The organism is Mesorhizobium sp. M0011 (assembly GCF_040324155.1).
Taxonomy (GTDB): Bacteria; Pseudomonadota; Alphaproteobacteria; order Rhizobiales; family Rhizobiaceae; genus Mesorhizobium.
In genome coordinates this window covers 138,455-157,071 of sequence record NZ_JAMYVQ010000016.1, presented here as the reverse complement: position 1 = coordinate 157,071, position 18,617 = coordinate 138,455, and the positions used below count along the sequence as shown (strand labels likewise).

17 protein-coding genes and 1 tRNA gene are annotated in these 18,617 nt (G+C 63.0%); 13 read left to right on the top strand and 5 right to left on the bottom strand.

What is annotated here, in order from left to right; translation table 11 throughout:
• Positions 1 to 149: 149 nt before the first annotated feature.
• Complete coding sequence (locus NKK51_RS18840; protein ID WP_013529716.1) at positions 150 to 617, bottom strand: Hsp20 family protein; 468 nt, start codon at positions 615 to 617, stop codon at positions 150 to 152.
• A gap of 480 nt (positions 618 to 1,097) precedes the next feature.
• On the opposite strand from NKK51_RS18840, the gene NKK51_RS18835 reads away from it, so the two are divergent.
• Entirely contained in the window at positions 1,098 to 2,075 is a 978-nt protein-coding gene (locus tag NKK51_RS18835) for an alpha/beta fold hydrolase (RefSeq protein ID WP_352440930.1), read from the top strand.
• 98 nt (positions 2,076 to 2,173) lie between these two features.
• On the opposite strand, the gene hisN is transcribed toward NKK51_RS18835, so the two are convergent.
• Together hisN and NKK51_RS18825 are read right to left on the bottom strand one after the other, a co-directional pair.
• On the bottom strand, positions 2,174 to 2,947 hold the full coding sequence (gene hisN, locus NKK51_RS18830) for a histidinol-phosphatase (RefSeq protein WP_023810077.1): 774 nt from the start codon (positions 2,945 to 2,947) through the stop codon (positions 2,174 to 2,176).
• Positions 2,948 to 3,274: 327 nt separating this feature from the next.
• Positions 3,275 to 4,216: an N-formylglutamate amidohydrolase gene (locus NKK51_RS18825; RefSeq protein ID WP_128303129.1), complete on the bottom strand. Its 942-nt coding sequence runs from the start codon at positions 4,214 to 4,216 to the stop codon at positions 3,275 to 3,277.
• Between the two features lie 163 nt (positions 4,217 to 4,379).
• Here NKK51_RS18825 and cpdR point away from each other — a divergent pair, with 163 nt between their 5' ends.
• The gene (cpdR, locus tag NKK51_RS18820; RefSeq protein ID WP_006199474.1) at positions 4,380 to 4,742 is read left to right on the top strand and encodes a cell cycle two-component system response regulator CpdR; all 363 of its coding nucleotides are present in this window, start codon (positions 4,380 to 4,382) and stop codon (positions 4,740 to 4,742) included.
• A gap of 116 nt (positions 4,743 to 4,858) precedes the next feature.
• Positions 4,859 to 4,933: transfer RNA gene (locus tag NKK51_RS18815), tRNA-Val, on the top strand.
• 154 nt (positions 4,934 to 5,087) lie between these two features.
• Here NKK51_RS18815 and NKK51_RS18810 read toward each other — a convergent pair.
• Positions 5,088 to 5,294, bottom strand: a complete 207-nt coding sequence (locus NKK51_RS18810; protein ID WP_023810079.1) for a hypothetical protein — start codon at positions 5,292 to 5,294, stop codon at positions 5,088 to 5,090.
• A 185-nt stretch (positions 5,295 to 5,479) separates the two neighbouring features.
• Positions 5,480 to 6,634 carry a dihydrodipicolinate synthase family protein gene (locus tag NKK51_RS18805; protein WP_352554240.1) on the bottom strand — a complete coding sequence of 385 codons (1,155 nt, stop codon included), beginning with the start codon at positions 6,632 to 6,634 and terminating at the stop codon, positions 5,480 to 5,482.
• 237 nt (positions 6,635 to 6,871) lie between these two features.
• Between NKK51_RS18805 and NKK51_RS18800 the strand changes: the two genes are divergently transcribed.
• From NKK51_RS18800 to NKK51_RS18755, 10 genes are all read left to right on the top strand, one after another.
• Positions 6,872 to 7,930, top strand: a complete 1,059-nt coding sequence (locus tag NKK51_RS18800) for a LacI family DNA-binding transcriptional regulator (protein ID WP_023810081.1) — start codon at positions 6,872 to 6,874, stop codon at positions 7,928 to 7,930.
• The gene (locus NKK51_RS18795; RefSeq protein ID WP_352554239.1) at positions 7,927 to 9,528 is read left to right on the top strand and encodes an acyl CoA:acetate/3-ketoacid CoA transferase; all 1,602 of its coding nucleotides are present in this window, start codon (positions 7,927 to 7,929) and stop codon (positions 9,526 to 9,528) included. Before NKK51_RS18800 ends, NKK51_RS18795 begins: the two co-directional genes overlap by 4 nt.
• On the top strand, positions 9,521 to 10,297 hold the full coding sequence (locus tag NKK51_RS18790) for an enoyl-CoA hydratase/isomerase family protein (protein WP_128303133.1): 777 nt from the start codon (positions 9,521 to 9,523) through the stop codon (positions 10,295 to 10,297). Before NKK51_RS18795 ends, NKK51_RS18790 begins: the two co-directional genes overlap by 8 nt.
• A gap of 10 nt (positions 10,298 to 10,307) precedes the next feature.
• The gene (locus NKK51_RS18785) at positions 10,308 to 11,819 is read left to right on the top strand and encodes an aldehyde dehydrogenase family protein (protein WP_352554238.1); all 1,512 of its coding nucleotides are present in this window, start codon (positions 10,308 to 10,310) and stop codon (positions 11,817 to 11,819) included.
• A gap of 57 nt (positions 11,820 to 11,876) precedes the next feature.
• Complete coding sequence (locus NKK51_RS18780; protein ID WP_352554237.1) at positions 11,877 to 13,130, top strand: ABC transporter substrate-binding protein; 1,254 nt, start codon at positions 11,877 to 11,879, stop codon at positions 13,128 to 13,130.
• Between the two features lie 104 nt (positions 13,131 to 13,234).
• Entirely contained in the window at positions 13,235 to 14,191 is a 957-nt protein-coding gene (locus NKK51_RS18775) for a carbohydrate ABC transporter permease (protein ID WP_127290550.1), read from the top strand.
• On the top strand, positions 14,188 to 15,132 hold the full coding sequence (locus NKK51_RS18770) for a carbohydrate ABC transporter permease (protein WP_023810088.1): 945 nt from the start codon (positions 14,188 to 14,190) through the stop codon (positions 15,130 to 15,132). Before NKK51_RS18775 ends, NKK51_RS18770 begins: the two co-directional genes overlap by 4 nt.
• A 4-nt stretch (positions 15,133 to 15,136) precedes the next feature.
• Positions 15,137 to 16,252: an ABC transporter ATP-binding protein gene (locus NKK51_RS18765; protein ID WP_023810089.1), complete on the top strand. Its 1,116-nt coding sequence runs from the start codon at positions 15,137 to 15,139 to the stop codon at positions 16,250 to 16,252.
• Positions 16,253 to 16,340: 88 nt separating this feature from the next.
• Positions 16,341 to 17,858, top strand: coding sequence for a GMC oxidoreductase (locus tag NKK51_RS18760; protein ID WP_352554236.1), 1,518 nt, complete (start codon positions 16,341 to 16,343; stop codon positions 17,856 to 17,858).
• Positions 17,855 to 18,616 (top strand): 3-ketoacyl-ACP reductase, encoded by a 762-nt coding sequence (locus tag NKK51_RS18755; protein WP_352554235.1) that lies wholly within the window; start codon positions 17,855 to 17,857, stop codon positions 18,614 to 18,616. The genes NKK51_RS18760 and NKK51_RS18755 overlap by 4 nt, the downstream gene beginning before the upstream one ends.
• Position 18,617 lies beyond the last annotated feature (1 nt).

Here is an 18,617-nt window from a genome sequence, read left to right as displayed (position 1 = left end):
AAAAACTAGCCGCACCCTAATTATCAACACTATATTGTCGGGGGGTCCTGGTTTTTTTTATAATCAACCACCCATATAAACCCAACACCCACAAAAAAAAACCCGCGCCCCTTGCCGCCCCCGCTTCCGTCTCGGGAGGAGACTTGTATTTAGGCAGCGGTCTTGGCCTCGATCTGCTTGGCCTTGGCCGAAGACGCCGTAATGGCGATCTTGCGCGGCTTCAGCTCCTCGGGGATGTTGCGCTTGAGGTCGACGAACAGAAGGCCGTTCTTCAGCGAAGCACCGACAACCTCGACGTGGTCGGCAAGCTGGAAGCGGCGTTCGAAAGCCCTCGAGGCAATGCCGCGATAGAGCAGCTCAGAGCCTTCGCCGGTACCCTCGTCCTTGCGCTCACCCTTCACGGTCAGCACGTTGCGATGGGCTTCGATCGAGATTTCCTCGTCCGAGAAACCGGCAACGGCCATCGAGATGCGGTAGGAATCCTCACCGGTGCGCTCGATGTTGTAGGGCGGATAGGTCTGCGCGCCATCCGGCTGCGCAAGCGAATCGAGCATCGTGAACAGACGATCGAAGCCGACGGTAGAGCGATAAAGCGGGGAAAAATCAACGTGACGCATGAGGTGTTCTCCTGTTGAGCAACATGGTTTGCGTATGGCCGGTGCGAAACCCTTGAGCGGCGTTTCGGATGGGCCAGCGGCCCCGACATTGGCGACCGCACGAGACATTTGGGGAGCGCTGGAAAGCATTTCAAGATTTCACCTGGCGGCAAAAGCCACGGCGGCCGGTCCCTTGATGAACGGCAGATGAACCGGCACTTCGGCGCGCGTTCAGGCAGCCGGCGCTAGGGTGCATTTCAGGATCAAGGACTGGCGGCGCCGATTGCACAACAGGCACCGCAACGAGGCCGACCGGGTGTAACGTCCCTTCCTCCCGGATCGACAGAGGCCGGAAGCACGCTTTCGAGCGGCTTCCGGCCTTCCCTGGTGCAGCCTCCCCTTCACCGGGAATTCCTTGGCTTTTGGCGCATGGGCGTCTATCACCTTAGCGGAGCCGGCCAGCGCAGGCGGGCATGCGAGACGCCGAGCACGAAGCGCCGAATGACGGATCTTTTCACCGAAAACTCCCTTTTTCACGAAATCGAGGGCAATCCGCGGCCGGAAAACGCCACCGGCGGCTTCTTCACCACGCGTGACCGCAAGAATATCCGCTACGGCCTGTTCGGCGCAGTCGCTCGCCCGATGAAGGGCACCGTGGTCCTGCTCACCGGCCGCAACGAGTGCATCGAGAAATATTTCGAAACCATCCGCAACCTTGCCGATCGCGGCTTTGGCGTCGCCACCCTCGATTGGCGCGGCCAGGGCGATTCCGACCGGCTGATCCGCGATCACCAGCGCGGCTACGTCAGCAGCTTCCGCGACTACACCGCCGACCTCGAACAATTCTTCGAGGAGATCGTGCTGCCCGATTGCCGCGGACCGTACTACATCCTCGCCCATTCGGCAGGTGCCTTGATCACCCTGCTTGCCGCCCCGTCGATGGTGAACCGCATCCGGCGCATGGTGCTGATCGCGCCCTTCCTGACGCTGCCCGACCTGCCGGTCTCGATCTCGACGGTTCGCCGCGTCTGTTCTCTGTTCTGCGCTCTCGGCCTCGGCCGGCTCTATGCCGCCTGGGGTCCGCGGCCGAAGGTGACGGCCCCTTTCGAGACCAACAAGCTGACGTCTGACCCGGTACGCTATCGACGCAACACGCGGCTCTATGAAGAACATCCGCAACTGGCGCTTGGGGGTCCGACGATCCGCTGGCTGCGGGCAGCCGCGAAAGCCTCCGAAGCTGTCAGCGACCCCGACTTCATGGCAGGAATTCAGGTCCCCCTGCTGATAATCGCCGCCGGCGCCGACCAGGTCGTCTCGACCAGGGCCGTGGAAACCTACGCCAGGCGTCTGCGGCTCGGTTCGCTGCTGATGATCGATGGCTCCCGTCACGAAATCCTGCAGGAAGCCGACATCTACCGCGAGCAATTGCTCGCCGCTTTCGACGCCTTCATTCCCGGGAGCGACGACCCCACAGCCTGACAGGCGCCGGTCGCTGGCCCGCTCCCCAAGGGGTGCCGCCGGCAGTAAAACGACTGCTTCAAGCGGTCGGCATCACCTGAATGGCAGCGGACGCTCGTTTAGCCGCGCAAGGCGGCCATGGCGGCGGCATGAAGCTCCGGCGTCGCCGCCGCGAGCACATCGCCGCCCTGTTCCGCCGGCCCGCCATCGAATGTGGTGACGACGCCGCCTGCCTTTTCGATGATCGGGATCAGCGCCACGATGTCGTAGGGCTTCAATCCGGGATCGGCGACGATGTCGACGCTTCCCGAGGCGATCATGGCGAAGGCATAGCAATCGGCGCCGTAGCGGGCGAGCTGGATCTGTCTTTCGAATGCATCGTAACGGTTGCGCGCCTCGCCCTTGAACAGGGCCGGCGTGGTGGTGAACAGCGTCGCCTGGTCCAACTTCGTCGTCTTGCGGGTCGTCAGTTTTCGCGGCCCGCCTGGCCCCTCATAATGGGAGCCCGAGCCGTTGGCGTAGAACAGCTCGCCGGTGAAGGGTTGCGCCATCATGCCGGCAACGGCGTCGCCGTCGATCGTCAGCCCGACCAGTGTGCCCCACACCGGCAGGCCGGAAATGAACGCGCGCGTGCCGTCGATCGGGTCGATCACCCAGACATGCCGGCTCGAAATGTTCTCGCTGCCATGCTCTTCACCAAGAATGCCATGGTCGGGATACTCAGCAGAGATCAGCGCCCGGATGGCGCGCTCGGCCTCGCGATCGGCCTCGGTGACCGGATCGAAACTGCCCTGTTCCTTGTTGGCGACCGCACCTTGGCTGCGAAAGCGCGGCAAGGTCTCCGCCGCTGCCACCTGCGCGATGCGGCGCATGAAACCGACACTGATGTCCAACTGATTCTCCCGCACTGCAGCATGTCCGAGCCGTGCTCTGCCGCCAATTTCGTACCAAAACAAGAGTGTTCGACGACTTTTCCGTGACGGCATCTGTTGCCCGGATGTCACACGAGCGTCGTCGAAACGCAATTTCCACATCAGAGTGAATTAAAAAAGCCTCAAGGTCGCTTGACATTTGTGCAGCGCACAATACCCTTGATCTCGGACAGGGTTTCCTGTCCATGCCCTCCTTGGGCGTTTCCTCCCTAGACTTCGACCGTATCGTGCAAACGATGCGGTCTTTTTTTACGCCGCGATTTCACTCTGCGGCCAACGGCCGGTCGCTCACTCGGCGGCTAGCGGCAGGTCGATGAAATGATGGTCGGGCATCGACATCAGGTCGGCTGAGAACCGCGTCAGATCATCGGCCAGCGCATCGAAGCCGGCGGCCTTCTCGAATGTCCGCTCGTTCATATAGAGCCCGCGATTGACCTCGATCTGCAGCGCATGCAGATGGCGCGCCGGGCGGCCGTAATGCTCGGTGATGAAGCCGCCGGCATAGGGCTTGTTGTGGGCAACCGAATAGCCCATGGCGCTGAGCAGGCCGATCGCGGTCTCGGTCAGGGCGGCGGTTGCCGAGATGCCGAAGCGGTCGCCGATGATGAAGTCGGGCCGCAGACCGCTGTCGCCGACACGGATGCTCGCCGGCATCGAATGACAGTCGATCAGCACGGCAAAGCCGAACCGCGCATGGGTTCTGGTCAACAGCCGCTTCAGCGTCTCGTGATAGGGCTTGTAGACGGCCTCGATGCGGGCGATCGCTTCGGCCAGCGGCAGGCGGCCGGAATAGATGTCGAGCCCCTCGCCCACCAGCTTCGGCACCGTGCCAAGCCCGCCGGCCACCCGCGCCGAGCGGATGTTGCAGAAAGACGGCACTGGCTCGGCGAACATGCGCGGATCGAGTTCCCACGGCTCGCGATTGACGTCGAGATAGGCGCGCGGAAAATTCGCTGCCAGCAACGGCGCGCCTAGCGCCACGGCGCCGCCGAACAGCTCATCGACGTAACAGTCTTCCGACCGGCGGATGGCGTTGCGGTCCAGCCTTGCCATGGCAAGGAAGCGCTCCGGATAGTAGCGGCCGCTATGCGGTGAGTTGAAGAGGAAGGGGACGCGCTGCTCGACGCCCGACCGGATTTCGAAGGGTGGAAAGACCGAAAAATCCTCGGCTGCCGTCTTCAATTTGAACGAACCCGAAAACACCAGTGCATCATGATGTGAAAGTGCCACCTTGCAAGCCTCGTGTCCAGCATTTCGGCCGCAGCACACGCCCGGCAAATATGGATCATCCCCGTCAGCGTTCACTTGATGTTTACCCTCACCTCCTCATATACAGGATGGTTAACGGGCTTGCCCAACGGCAATCTCGGGCGGGTGATTCGGACGGGATATCATGGCACGCATTCTTCTGGCGGAAGACGACGACGATATGCGTCGGTTCCTCGTCAAGGCGCTGGAGCGCGCCGGTTACCAGGTCAGCGATTTCGACAATGGCGCCAGCGCCTATGAGCGGCTGCGCGAGGAACCGTTCTCGCTGCTGTTGACCGACATCGTCATGCCGGAGATGGACGGCATCGAACTGGCGCGCCGCGCCACAGAGATCGATCCTGATTTGAAAGTCATGTTCATCACCGGTTTCGCCGCCGTTGCGCTGAACCCGGATTCCAAGGCGCCGAAAGACGCCAAGGTGCTGTCGAAACCGTTCCATCTGCGTGACCTCGTCAACGAGGTCGAGAAGATGCTGCAGGCGGCCTGAGCCGTTTTTTAAGCGAGGCGCCGCACCTCTTCGCCACTGCGGCGAGACGACGCCTTCTTTCCTTTTTCCTGCTATTGACGCGCTGGATCAAAAATGGTGTATGCGCGGCTTCGGATGGGCGTGTAGCTCAGCGGGAGAGCACTGCATTGACATTGCAGGGGTCACAGGTTCAATCCCTGTCACGCCCACCATCCAACCAGACGATCAGACTTGAATCGGCATCCTGGCCCGCTCACCCGAGCTGGACAATTTTCGTTCGCCCAAGGGAAGCTGGACACTGGCGAGTTTTTCGAGCGCAACGCGCCCGTCCCGGCGTTTGACCGGAACGGGCCGCACTCGATCAGATCATTGCGGCGCTGGATCAGGCGTATTTCCCGGCCTGTCGCCGCCGCCCTTGCCTTCGCGACAAGGCTCTCCGAGACCGCAGCATTTGCCGTTGTAGGTGACGCCAGGCTTCAGCTTGTCGCATTCCCTGGGAGCGGTTGTCTTGCAGCCGGCCAGCACCGAAACGGCGATGGCGGCCAAAAGGACGTTTCTTGAAACAGTAAACATCAGACGTTCTCCTTGATGGACCATGTTTGGACACATCGCTTGGTCGCGCCTCGAGAGAAATTGGTTCACAAGAAAATTGGTGACGCGAAAACCACCCTCGCGGTCGTTCGACAGCGGAAACACCTGGGCAGGCGCAGCAATCGCGTGGCGACGCGTCCTCTTCGACCGGTCAGCCTTTCCGCGCTTCAGATGCCCGCGACGGTGCAAAGGCTCTTCATTCTGGCTACCGCCAGATCGGGATCAGCGAGCAATCCTGCCTGGTCGGCAAGGCGGAACACGTCGGCATAGTGACGGATGCCGCGCGCCGACTGCATACCGCCAATCATCGCAAAATGGTCCTGATGGCCATTCAGCCAGGCCATGAAGACGATGCCGGCCTTGTAGTACTCGGTCGGCGCCTCGAAGATTTTTCGCGATAGCGGCACGGTCGGCGCCATCAATGTGTCATAGCCGGCGCGGTCACCCTCCGCCAGTTTCGCCAGCGCTGCATTGGCGACCGGCGCAATCGCATCGAAAATACCGAGCAGTGCGTGCGAGTGTCTTTTCTCGTCGCCGGCGATCAGTTCGGGATAGTTGAAATCGTCGCCAGTGAACATGACGACGCCGTCCGGCAGACGGTTCCTCAGCGCGACCTCCTTGCCGGCATCGAGCAGTGAGATTTTTATCCCCTCCACCTTGCCAACGTGGCGTTCGATGATGGCAACAACTGTATCGAGAGCAGTCTCGAAATTCTCGCTGCCCCAATAGCCCCTGAGCGCCGGATCGAACATGTCGCCCAGCCAGTGCAGGATGACCTTGCCGGATGCTTGGGACAGGATGCGGTCGTAGACGCCGACATAGTCGTCCGGCCCCTTGGCCACTGCCGCCAGTGCCCGGCTGGCCATCATGATCGCCTTGCCGCCCAAGCCTTCGATGAAAGCGAATTGCTGCTCATAAGCGGCGATCACATCGTCCAGCGTCCTGGCGGCGGCGGGCGCCAGATGGTCGGTGCCGGCACCCGAGGCGAGATCGGCGCCATCGACGGTGCGTGCCTCGGCGATCGAACGGCGGATCAATTCCTGTGCGTTTGCCCAGTCGAAGCCCATGCCGCGCTGCGACGTGTCCATCGCTTCGGCGATGCGGAAGCCTAGCCGCCACAGATGGTGACGGAACGCCATCGTCCTGTCCCAGTCGACCACCGGCCTGGACCACGGATCGGTCATGGCGAGCGGATCGGCAACGACGTGCGCGGCGGCATAGGCAATACGGGAAAATCGCGCCCCCACCATCGGCTGCACGGGTTCGCCGATCAGCGTGTAGCGGGTGCTGCCGCCACCTTCACCAGGCAAGGAAATGTCCATCCATCTCTCCCTTCGCAACGCTACTAAATGGAACGTTCCAATAAATCAAGAACCTTTAAGATTCGGGCTCCACGGCAGGAAGAATGCTGCATTGCAACACAAATCCTTGTGGAGCAAGCCATTTGAGTACGCACAATCGGCGTTCGAGGCGCGGGAAAATCCCGATTGACTTACGAGCGGAGCGGAGATTAGAACGTTCCAATAGTTTGGGCCTGCAATCGAGGAGGATGCATCTGGATGGCCAACCGGGCCAAGGCGACGATATTCGACATCGCCCGCGAAGCAGGCGTGTCCAAATCGACGGTATCGCTCGTGCTCCAGGGCAGCGGACTGATCCGGCCCGAAACAGCGAGCAAGGTGCGCAAGGCGATCGAGGATGTCGGTTACGTCTACAACCGCGGCGCCGCCAATCTGCGCAAGGCGCACTCCAACGTCATCGGCATGGTCATCAACGATCTGACCAATCCTTTCTTCGCCGAACTGGCGGTCGGCATGGAACGCGTCTTTCAGTCGGCCGGCATCGTGCCGTTCATCGCCAACACGGCGGAAAATCCGGTGCGCCAGGAAGAAGTGCTGAAGTCGCTGATGGAGCAAGGCGTCGCCGGTCTCATCGTCTCGCCGGCTCGCGGCACGACGCCGGGCGCCTTCAGGCGGATCGAGACGGCGGGTCTGCCGGTTGTCTTCGCCATGCGCCGGCTTCCCGAGAGCCGCATCCCGGTGATCGCGCCCGACAATCATCGCGGCGCCTATCTCGCCACCGCGCATCTGATCGGCAAGGGACATCGCCGGCTGGTCTTCTTCGGCGGCTCGTCCGACCTGGTGGTCTATCACGAGCGGCTTGGCGGATTTCGCGAAGCCTGCGAGACGCAGGGCATCGCCGCCCGCGACGCACTTGTCGTCGAGGGCGAGACCAGCCGCAGAGGTGGTATAGCGTGCCTGGAAACCGCTCTCGCTATGGCTGAGCCGCCGACCGCGGCGCTCTGCTTCAACGACGCCGTCGCCTTTGGCGCCATGCTGGCGCTGCGCAAGCGTAGGCTTGAGCCGGGAACTGATTTCGCCATCGTCGGTTTCGACGACGTGGCCGAGGCCGAGCATTACATGCCGGCGCTGACCAGCGTCGCGGTGGACTCGGCCGGCCTCGGCGAACGCGCCGCCCATGTCATGCTGAAAATGATCCAGTCGCGCACCACACGCGCCGAGGACCATATCGGCGCGGTCAATCTGGTCGTCAGGGAAAGCTGTGGCCCGGATCGCCGCACCCGAAACAGGACGGCCGGTTCGGGGAGCATGAATTGAGCAAGGTCGTTTCGGCAGCGCAGGCGGCGGGCCTGATCAAGGACGGCATGGTCGTATCCGTGTCGTCGTCGAGCGGTCTCGGCTGTCCGGACGCGGTGCTTGCCGCGATCGGCGAACGCTTCGATGGGGAAGGCCACCCAAAAAATATCACCACACTTCACCCGATCGCCGCCGGCGACATGTACGGCATCAAAGGCATCGACCATCTGGCCAAGCCCGGCCTGCTGAAGCGTACTTTGTGCGGCTCCTACCCGTCCGGCCCCTCCTCTTCCGAACCGCCGCAGATCTGGAAGATGATCGGCGACAATTCGGTCGCCGCCTACAACGTGCCGTCCGGCATCCTGTTCGACATGCACCGCGAAGCGGCCGCCAAGCGGCCGGGCGTGCTGACCAAGGTCGGTCTCGACACCTTCGCCGACCCGCGCCACCAGGGCTGCGCCATGAACGCCGCCGCCAGCGAGCCGATCGTTTCGGTGCAGCAGTTCGACGGCGAGGAATGGCTCTATTTCCGCTCCATCGTGCCGCAGGTCTCGATCATCCGCGCCACGTCAGCCGACGAGCGCGGCAACCTCACCTACGAGCATGAGGGCGCCTATCTCGGCGGCCTCGAACAGGCGCTCGCCGCTCGCAACAATGGCGGCATCGTCATCGCGCAGGTCAAGCGTGTCGTTGAAAACGGTACGCTGAAACCGCATGACGTGCGCGTGCCGGGCGTCCTGGTCGACCATATCGTCGTCGCGCCCGACCAGTTGCAGACGACGCTGACACCCTATGACCCGGCCATCTCCGGAGAAATCTTCCGGCCGCTGTCGAGCTTCCGCACGCCGGAGATGAACGTCCAGAAAGTGATCGCGCGCCGCGTCGCCATGGAGTTGCGCGACGGCATGGCCGTCAACATCGGCTTCGGCATTTCCGCCAATGTCCCTCGCATCCTTCTCGAGGAAGGACAGCACGGCAAGATTACCTGGGTGATCGAACAGGGCGCGGTCGGCGGCGTGCCGCTGCTCGACTTCAAATTCGGCTGTTCGTCGAACGCCGACGCCTTCATGCCCTCGCCGCACCAGTTCGTCTATTTCCAGGCCGGCGGCTTCGACGCTTCGCTGCTGTCCTTCCTGCAGATCGATCGCCATGGCTCGGTCAATGTCTCGAAGCTTTCGGCGCGCCCGCATGTCACCGCCGGCGCCGGCGGCTTTGTCGACATCACCGCACGGGCGAGGAAGATCGTCTTCTCCGGCTTCTTCAACGCCGGCGCCAAGCTGTCTCTGGCCGATGGCGGTATCCGCATCGAGCAGGAGGGCAAGGTCAAGAAGGTGGTCAACGAGGTCGAGCACATCTCGTTTTCGGGGAAGCGCGCGGTCGCGCAGGGGCAGGACATCACCTATGTCACCGAGCGCTGCGTGATGAGGCTCACGCCGGAGGGCCTGGTCGTCACAGAACTCGCACCCGGCATCGATCTACAGCGCGATGTGCTGGCGCAGTCGGAAATCCCGTTGGGCGTTGCCAAGGACCTCAAGACGACACCGGCAGCCCTCTATCAGGAGCAACCGATAGGCCTGTCACTGAATGGCGGCGCCTCGCTCGGAGGCGCGCATGGCTGAGCCTCTCGTCACCTTCAAACAGGATGGCGCCCTCGGCATCGTCACGCTGCGCCGGCCGGAGAAATTCAACGCACTGGATATCCCCATGCTTCGCGCGCTCGAAACAGCGCTCGACGAAGCGGAAGCGGCCGACGGCGTGCGCGTCGTGCTCATCCGTGGCGAAGGCAAGGGCTTCTGCGCCGGCGGCGATGTCGAGGCGTGGGCGCGGATGAGTGCCGCCGATTTCCAGGTGCAATGGGTGCGCTATGGCCACCGCGTCTTCGACCGCTTGGCGCGGCTGCGGCAGCCGACCATCGCCGTCCTGTCCGGCCATGCGCTGGGCGGCGGCCTGGAGTTGGCTGTGGCTTGCGACTTCCGCGTGGCGGAAACACAAGTGAAACTGGGCTTCCCTGAAACTTCGATCGGTGTCGTGCCCGGCTGGTCAGGCACGCAGCGCGCCGTGCGCCGCTTCGGCGCGCAGACGGTGCGCCGCATGGCGCTCGGCGGCGAGATCTTTCTCGCCCCCGAGGCACTCGCTCTGGGCATCGTCGACCGGGTGGTCGCGACTGGCAAGGCATACGACGAAGCAAGGGCGTGGGCGGAAAAGATCGCCGAGCGCGGCCCGCTGGCGACCGAAGCCGCCAAGCTGATGATCGCGGTCGCCGAAGGCGAGGAAAGTGCCGCCGCCACCGAAGCGCTGGCCAGCGGCTTCATCGCCCTGACCGGAGATCTCAAGGCCGGCGTCGATGCCTTCAAGGCCAAGCAGAAGCCAGCCTTTTCGAGATCCTAGAGGAAAACAGATGAACGCCCCCCTCAAGATCGCCATGCCGGCCGAGGCGGCTGCGGCACCGAAAGCGTACAGACTGCTGATCGACGGCAAGCATGTCGATGCCCGCGACGGCCGCACGATTGCTCGAAATAGCCCCGGCCACGGCTTCACCGTCTCGCACTACGCGCAGGCCGGCGCGGCCGAAGTGGAAGCCGCTGTGCAGGCCGCCCACAAGGCGTTCGAGACCGGTCGATGGCCGCGCATGAAGGCAGCTGAGCGTGCCGCGATCCTGCTCAAGGCGGCTGACCTGATCGAGGGCCGGCTGGAAGACATCGCCCGGCTCGATGCACTGGAATCCGGCAAGCCGATCGCCCAGGCGCGCGGTGAGATTGGCGGCGCCGTCGACATCTGGCGCTACGCCGCCTCGCTCGCCCGCACGCTGCACGGCGAAAGCTATGCCAATCTCGGCGATGCCATGCTGGGCGTCGTGCTGCGCGAGCCGATCGGCGTCGTCTCGATCATCACGCCGTGGAATTTCCCGTTCCTGATCGTCAGCCAGAAACTGCCCTTCGCGCTCGCCGCCGGCTGCACGGCGGTGGTCAAGCCGAGCGAAATGACCTCGGCCTCGACCTTTGTGCTCGGCGATATCCTGCTGCAGGCCGGCCTCCCCCCCGGCGTCGTCAACATCCTGGCCGGGCTTGGCGCCGACGTCGGCGCGCCGATGGTCAGCCATCCCCTGGTCGAGATGGTCTCGTTCACCGGCTCGACCCGCGTCGGCAAGATGACCATGGCGTCCGCCGCGCTATCGCTGAAGAAAGTTTCGATGGAGCTCGGCGGCAAGAACGGTCAGGTCGTCTTCCCGGACGCCGACCTCGAAGCGGCCGCCGATGCGGCGGTGTTCGGCGGCTTCTTCAATGCCGGCGAGTGCTGCAATGCCGGCAGCCGGCTGATCGTGCACGAGGCGATCGCCGACGATTTTCTCAGCGCTGTCAAGGCGCTTACCGCCAGGGTTACGGTCGGCGATCCGCTCGATGACCAAACCAAAGTCGGCGCGATGATCTCGTCCGACCATCTGAAGAAGGTGGCCGGCTATGTTTCTGCCGCTGAAGGCGACGGCAGCCAGGTTTACAGCGGAGGCAAGCAATTGGCCTCCAATGTCGGCCAATATCTCGATCCCACCATCATTCGCGACGTCACCGAGGAGATGGCCATCGCCCGCGAGGAAGTGTTCGGCCCGGTGCTCTCGGTGCTGACATTTGAATCGATTGAAAAGGCGTTGCACATCGCCAACGACACGCCTTATGGTTTGTCGGCGGGCGTGTGGAGCGCCAGCATCGACACCTGCATGTCGGTGGCGCGTGGGGTGCGTTCGGGAACCGTTTGGGTGAACACGTTCATGGAAGGTTATCCCGAGCTGCCTTTCGGAGGCTACAAGCAGTCCGGTCTCGGACGCGAACTCGGCAAACGCGCCGTCGAGGATTATACCGAGGAAAAGACAATCCAGTTTCATCGCGGCCAGCGCACCGGGTGGTGGGTCGGCTGAGTTGAGAAGAACCCGGCGGCATCCGCCGGTCGTGTAATGCAACAAGGGAGGAAGTACATGTTGCGCAAACTGCTTATCGGAACGGCTCTCGCGTCGGGCCTGGCTTTCACAGCCCACGCCGAGGACGTCAAGGAAGTCCAGATGCTGCATTGGTGGACCTCGGGCGGCGAAGCGGCTGCTCTCAACGTCCTCAAGGGCGACCTGGCCAAGGAAGGCTATGCCTGGAAGGACGTGCCGGTGGCCGGCGGTGGCGGCGATGCCGCCATGACCGCGCTTAAGGCGATGGTCGCGGCCGGCAATTATCCGACCGCCTCGCAGATGCTCGGCTACACCGTGCTCGACTACGCCGCTGCCGGCGTCATGGGCGACCTGACCGAAACGGCGAAGAAGGAAGGCTGGGACAAGTCCGTTCCGGCAGCCCTGCAGAAGTTTTCGGTCTATGACGGCAAGTGGGTCGCGGCTCCGGTCAACGTTCACTCGGTCAACTGGCTGTGGATCAACAAGGCCGTCCTGGACAAGATCGGCGGCACCGAGCCGAAGACCTTCGACGACTTCGTTGCCCTGCTCGACAAGGCCAAGGCGGCAGGGGTGATCCCGCTCGCTCTCGGCGGCCAGAACTGGCAGGAAGCCACCATGTTTGACTCCGTCGTGCTGTCGACCGGCGGACCCGAGTTCTACAAGAAGGCCTTCAATGACCTCGATGACGAGTCCCTGAAGTCCGACACGATGAAGAAGTCGTTCGATAACCTCGCCAAGCTCGTCACGTATGTCGACCCGAACTTCTCGGGCCGCGACTGGAACCTTGCCACCGCCATGGTCATCAAGGGCGATGCTCTTGTGCAGGTCATGGGCGACTGGGCCAAGGGCGAGTTCAACGCCGCCAAGAAAACGCCGGGCACCGACTTCCTGTGCTATCGCTTCCCGGGCACCGACGGCTCGGTGATCTACAACTCCGACATGTTCGGCATGTTCAATGTTCCGGACGACCGCAAGGCCGCCCAGGTCGCGCTGGCCACCGCCACCCTGTCGAAGAGCTTCCAGTCGGCCTTCAACGTCGTCAAGGGTTCGGTTCCGGCCCGTACCGACGTTCCGGACACCGACTTCGACGCGTGCGGCAAGAAGGGCATCGCCGACCTGAAGGCAGCTAACGAAGGCGGCACGCTGTTCGGCTCGCTCGCCCAGGGCTATGGCGCGCCCCCGGCGGTCGCCAATGCCTATAAGGATGTCGTCTCCAAGTTCGTCCATGGTCAGATCAAGACCTCGGACGAGGCCGTGACCGAACTGGTCAAGGCGATCGACGACGCCAAGTAAGCGCGACGCGCCAAAAACGCCTTCCCCGCTCCGGCGGGGAAGGCCCAGATCCGCGAACTTAGATCCGCGAAGCTGGTTGGCCGCGAGTCGACGGGAGGAGCCCCATGAGCACGGTAGCAACAAGCCAGATCAAGCTGACGCCGGAGCATGCGCGGCCACGCGCCTCGGTGCGCTCACGCCTGCAGGACGCATTGCCGAAGATCGTGCTGGCGCCCAGCTTTGCCATCACCATCGTCTTCGTCTACGGCTTCATCCTGTGGACGATCTATTTGTCCTTCACCAATTCCAAGACCTTCCCATCCTATGTCATCACCGGCTCGCGCGCCTATCAGCGACTGTGGGGCTGGACCTTCGACACCGACCCGCCCTCGAGCTGGTACACGTCGATCACCAATATGGGCATCTTCGGCTTTCTCTACATCTTCATCTGCCTGGCGCTCGGCCTGTTCCTGGCCATCCTGCTCGACCAGAAGATCCGCGGCGAAGGCGTGCTGAGGCCGATCTATCTCTACCCGATGGCGCTGTCCTTCATCGTCACCGGCGTCGCCTGGAAATGGTTCCTCGATCCCGGCCTCGGCCTCGAGCAGACCTTGCATCAATGGGGCTGGACGAGCTTCCATTTCGACTGGATCAAGAACAAGGATTTCGTCATCTACACGGTGGTCATTGCCGGCGTCTGGCAGGCCTCCGGCTTCATCATGGCGATGTTCCTGGCCGGCCTGCGCGGCATCGACGGCGAGATCATGAAGGCGGCGCAGATCGACGGCGCCACCACCTTCCAGCTCTACCGCCGCATCGTCATCCCGCTGCTGCGGCCGATCTTCCTGTCGGCCTTCATCGTGCTCGCGCACCTCGCCATCAAGTCCTACGATCTGGTCGTGGCGCTGACCAGCGGCGGCCCCGGCGGCTCGGCCTGGCTGCCATCCAACTTCATGTATGAGTACACGTTCAAGCGCAACGAAATGGCCGTCGGCTCGGCCAGCGCCGTGATCATGCTGATGACCATCGTCGCCATCATCGTGCCCTATCTCTATTCGGAACTGCGGGAGAAGCCGCGATGAGCGCCGTCACCACTCCCGCCCGCCAAGCCTCCGGCGGCGTCAACGTCAAGGTTATCAACCGCATCGTCATCTACGGGCTGCTGGCGCTGTTTGCGCTATTTTATCTGATGCCGCTGTTCGTCATGCTGGTGACCTCGTTCAAGACCATGGACGAGATCCAGAACGGCAACATGCTGGCGCTGCCCAGGGCGCCGACCTTCGATCCGTGGCTGAAGGCTTGGGGCGAGACCTGCGTCGGCCTCACCTGCGCCGGCATCAAGGGCTATTTCTGGAACTCTATCAAGATGGTGGTCCCGGCCGTCCTGATCTCGACGATGCTCGGCGCGCTCAACGGCTACGTGCTGACCAAGTGGCGTTTTCGCGGGGCAACGCTGGTGTTCGGGCTGATGCTGTTCGCCTGCTTCATCCCGTTCCAGTCGGTGCTGCTGCCGATGGCGACCATCCTCGGCAGTCTCGGCCGCTTCGGCGTCACGCTGCAGAATGCAACGGGAACCAGCTTTGGCCTCGGCAACCCGACGGTCAACCTCGTCTTCGTCCACGTCGTCTACGGCATCGGCTTCACCACGCTGTTCTTCCGCAACTACTATGAGGCGTTCCCGACCGAACTGGTCAAGGCGGCACAGGTCGACGGCGCCTCCTTCTTCCAGATCTTCCGGCGCATCATGCTGCCGAATTCAATGCCGATCTTCGTCGTCACGGTGATCTACCAGTTCACCAACATCTGGAACGACTTCCTGTTCGCCTCGGCTTACGCCGGCACCGGCGACGCGATGCCGATGACGGTGGCGCTCAACAACGTCGTCAACACCTCGACCGGCGTCGTCGAATACAACGTCAACATGGCCGCCGCGATGATCGCGGCACTGCCCACCCTTCTCGTCTATGTGCTCGCCGGCCGCTACTTCGTGCGTGGTCTCATGGCTGGCGCCGTCAAAGGATGATCTGATGGCTTTTCTGGAAATTGATGGTCTGAGAAAGCGCTTCGGCCAGGTCGAGATCCTCAAAGGGATCGATGTCGAACTCGAGAAAGGCGGCTTCCTGGTGCTGGTCGGCCCTTCCGGCTGCGGCAAGTCGACCTTGCTCAACACCATCGCCGGCCTGGAGACGATCACGTCTGGCGAAATCCGTGTCGACGGCCGCACCATCAACGATCTGCACCCCTCCAAGCGCGACATCGCCATGGTGTTCCAGAGCTATGCGCTCTACCCGAACATGACGGTGGCCGGAAACATCTCGTTCGGCATGGAGATGCGCGGCGTGCCGGCGGCGGAGCGCCAGAAGGCCATCGACAAGGTGGCCAAGGTGCTGCAGATCGGCCACCTCTTGCAGCGCAAGCCGAGCCAGCTTTCGGGCGGCCAGCGCCAGCGCGTCGCCATGGGCCGGGCGCTGGTGCGCGACCCAAAACTGTTCCTTTTCGACGAGCCATTGTCCAACCTCGACGCCAAGCTGCGCGTCGACATGCGCATCGAAATCAAGCGCCTGCACGCCACCACCGGCACCACCATCGTCTACGTCACGCACGACCAGATCGAGGCGATGACGCTGGCCACCAAGATCGCGGTCATGCGGGATGGCGAGGTGCAGCAGTTCGGCACCCCGGCCGAGATCTACAACAACCCGAGCAATCTCTTCGTCGCCGATTTCATGGGCTCGCCGGCGATGAACCTGATCCCGGCGACCATCGGCACGTCAGGCAATGCGCTGTCGGTCGTGCTGCAGCGCGAGGCGCGCGAGCCGATCTCGCTGCCGATGGCGAATGCGCCGGCGGGCCTGTCGGCATTCCAGGGCAAGCCGATTATCTTCGGTGTCCGCCCCGAAGCCCTGACCGATCCGGAAGGTGCCGAGCGCAACGCCTCGCACATCGCAACCGCCGACTGTCACATCGAGGTCGTCGAACCGGCCGGCTCGGATACCTTCGCCGTCACCAATCTCGGCGGCAAGGGCGTGGTGGCGCGGCTGCGCGCCGATGCCAACATCCAGCCGGGCACCAACACGCCGCTCGCCTTCAACCTGACCAAGGCGGTGTTCTTCGATCCGGCGACCGAGACCCGTATTCGCTAATGTATGTCGCCCAAAAGTGGATCCGGTTTTGGGGCAACGACATGCAATCAAAACAAAAAACTAAAGCGCGTCGGGCGCGATTTAGGCCATGACAAATCCGGACATCGTCATCATCGGCTCCGGCATTGGCGGCGCCACGATCGCCTCCGGCCTTGCCGGCAGCGGCGCCTCGATCCTGATGCTGGAGCGCGGCGAGCCTTTGCCGGCGACGCCGCACACACGTGACACGCGCTCGATCTTCGTCGATGGCCATTATCGGCCGAAGGAGATGTGGCGCGAAGCCGGCGGTGCCGCCTTCAATCCGGGAAATTACTACTATGTCGGCGGCAATTCGAAATTCTACGGCGCGGTGCTGATCCGCTACCGCAAAGAGGATTTTGCCGCCATGGAGCATTTCGGCGGCGTCTCGCCGGCCTGGCCGTTTTCCTATGACGAGTTCGAGCCCTGGTATTCGAAAGCCGAACAGCTGTTTCGCGTGCGCGGCACGCTGGGCGAAGATCCGACCGAGCCGTTCCATTCGGTCCCCTACGCCTATAAGCCGGTGCCCGACGAGGCACCGATCGCCCGCGCCCGCGCCGAACTTAAGGGGCTCGGCCTGCATCCCGCCTCGCTGCCGCTCGGTGTCGACATCGAAACCTGGCTGAAGGAGGGCAAGACCGGCTGGGACGCGTTTCCCAACACCGGTCAGGGCAAGGTCGATGCGCAGACCGGACCGCTGACGGCGGCGCTGACCGACCAGAACATTCGGCTCGAGACTGGCGCCTATGTTGAATATCTCGAAGCCTCGGCGAATGGCAAAACCATCGCCGCGATTCACTATCGCCAGAACGGCGAACTGAAGAAGGTGTCGCCGAAGCTGGTCATCCTCTCCGCCGGCGCGGTCAATTCCGCCGTCATCCTGCTGCGCTCGCCCTCGCCCAACAACAGCAAGGGAGATGGCAAAGGCCTAGCCAACCGCTCCGACCAGGTCGGCCGCAATTTCATGAACCACAATTCAAGCGCCATGCTGGCGATCGACCCGCGCCGCCGCAACGATGCCGTCTACCAGAAGACTTTGATGCTGAACGACTATTACCTGTCCGACGGCAAGGGCGGCAAGCCGCTCGGCAACGTCCAGCTTCTCGGCAAGATCGACGGCAACATGCTGCAGGCCAACGTCAAGTATACACCGAAATTCGCGCTCGATTTCATGGCCGGCCATGCCGTCGACTGGTACCTGATGTGCGAGGATTTGCCCGATCCGGAAAGCCGCATCATGGTCGACGGCAAGGACATCGTCATGCAATGGCGGCGCTCCAACATGCAGTCGCTCGACGGGCTGACCAAGGTGATGCGCGAGAATTTCCGCGCCTGCGGTTATCCCATCGTTCTCTCACGCCCCTTCGACAAGCGCACGCCGTCGCACCAATGCGGCACGATAAAGATGGGGGACGATCCGGCGACGGCGGCGCTCGATCCGTTCTGCCGCTCCTTCGATCACCGGAACCTGTTCGTTGTCGATGGTAGTTTCCTTCCGAACTCGGCGGCGGTCAATCCGGCATTGTCGATCGCCGCGCAGGCGCTCCGCGTCGCGGACCACATCCGCAAGACGGACCTCGCCGCATGACCCGCCCCTCCGCCATCGTCACCGGCGGCGCGCGCGGCATCGGCCTTGCCTGCGCCCAGGCGTTGGCGGATGTCGGCTTCGATATTCTGATCGCAGATCTTGCCGAAACAGCCGCTGATGGACTTGCCACCGACATCACCAAGCGTGGCGCGAAGTTCGCCTATGTCCGTTGCGACATCGCCGATCTCGCCAGCCACACCGCACTTGTCGATGCCGCGATGCGCGCCTTCGGCCGTATCGACTGCCTGGTCAACAATGCCGGCATCGGCGCCGTGGTGCGCGGTGACCTCTTGGACCTCAAGCCGGAGAATTTCGACCGCACGCTGGGCATCAATCTGCGCGGCACCGTCTTCCTCGGCCAGGCCGTCGCCAAGGCGATGCTGGCTGCGCCAGGCGATCACCAGAGGTCGATCATCACCATCACCTCGGTCAGCGCCGAAATGGCATCGTCGGAGCGACCGGATTACTGCATCTCGAAAGCCGGGCTTTCGATGTGGGTGAAGAACCTGGCGCTGCGGTTGGCGCCCGAAAACATCGGCGTGTTCGAGGTGCGGCCCGGCATCATCCGCACCGACATGACTTCAGGCGTGACCGCCAAATACGATGCCCTCATCGACAGTGGACTGGTGCCGGCCAAACGCTGGGGCGAAGCATCGGACATCGGTGCGGTGGTGGCGACGCTCGCCGGCGGCAGGCTCGGCTTTTCGACCGGCTCGATCATCAATGTCGATGGCGCCCTCTCCGTGCCGCGACTATAAG

Coding starts and splice junctions, on each gene's coding strand:
- NKK51_RS18765 (WP_023810089.1), top strand. CDS start 15,137: ATGGCTTTTCTGGAAATTGATGGTCTGAGAAAGCGCTTCGGCCAGGTC.
- NKK51_RS18805 (WP_352554240.1), bottom strand. CDS start 6,634: ATGGACATTTCCTTGCCTGGTGAAGGTGGCGGCAGCACCCGCTACACG.
- NKK51_RS18755 (WP_352554235.1), top strand. CDS start 17,855: ATGACCCGCCCCTCCGCCATCGTCACCGGCGGCGCGCGCGGCATCGGC.
- NKK51_RS18770 (WP_023810088.1), top strand. CDS start 14,188: ATGAGCGCCGTCACCACTCCCGCCCGCCAAGCCTCCGGCGGCGTCAAC.
- NKK51_RS18835 (WP_352440930.1), top strand. CDS start 1,098: ATGACGGATCTTTTCACCGAAAACTCCCTTTTTCACGAAATCGAGGGC.
- NKK51_RS18775 (WP_127290550.1), top strand. CDS start 13,235: ATGAGCACGGTAGCAACAAGCCAGATCAAGCTGACGCCGGAGCATGCG.
- NKK51_RS18840 (WP_013529716.1), bottom strand. CDS start 617: ATGCGTCACGTTGATTTTTCCCCGCTTTATCGCTCTACCGTCGGCTTC.
- NKK51_RS18800 (WP_023810081.1), top strand. CDS start 6,872: ATGGCCAACCGGGCCAAGGCGACGATATTCGACATCGCCCGCGAAGCA.
- cpdR (WP_006199474.1), top strand. CDS start 4,380: ATGGCACGCATTCTTCTGGCGGAAGACGACGACGATATGCGTCGGTTC.
- NKK51_RS18810 (WP_023810079.1), bottom strand. CDS start 5,294: ATGTTTACTGTTTCAAGAAACGTCCTTTTGGCCGCCATCGCCGTTTCG.
- NKK51_RS18760 (WP_352554236.1), top strand. CDS start 16,341: ATGACAAATCCGGACATCGTCATCATCGGCTCCGGCATTGGCGGCGCC.
- NKK51_RS18780 (WP_352554237.1), top strand. CDS start 11,877: ATGTTGCGCAAACTGCTTATCGGAACGGCTCTCGCGTCGGGCCTGGCT.
- NKK51_RS18785 (WP_352554238.1), top strand. CDS start 10,308: ATGAACGCCCCCCTCAAGATCGCCATGCCGGCCGAGGCGGCTGCGGCA.
- NKK51_RS18790 (WP_128303133.1), top strand. CDS start 9,521: ATGGCTGAGCCTCTCGTCACCTTCAAACAGGATGGCGCCCTCGGCATC.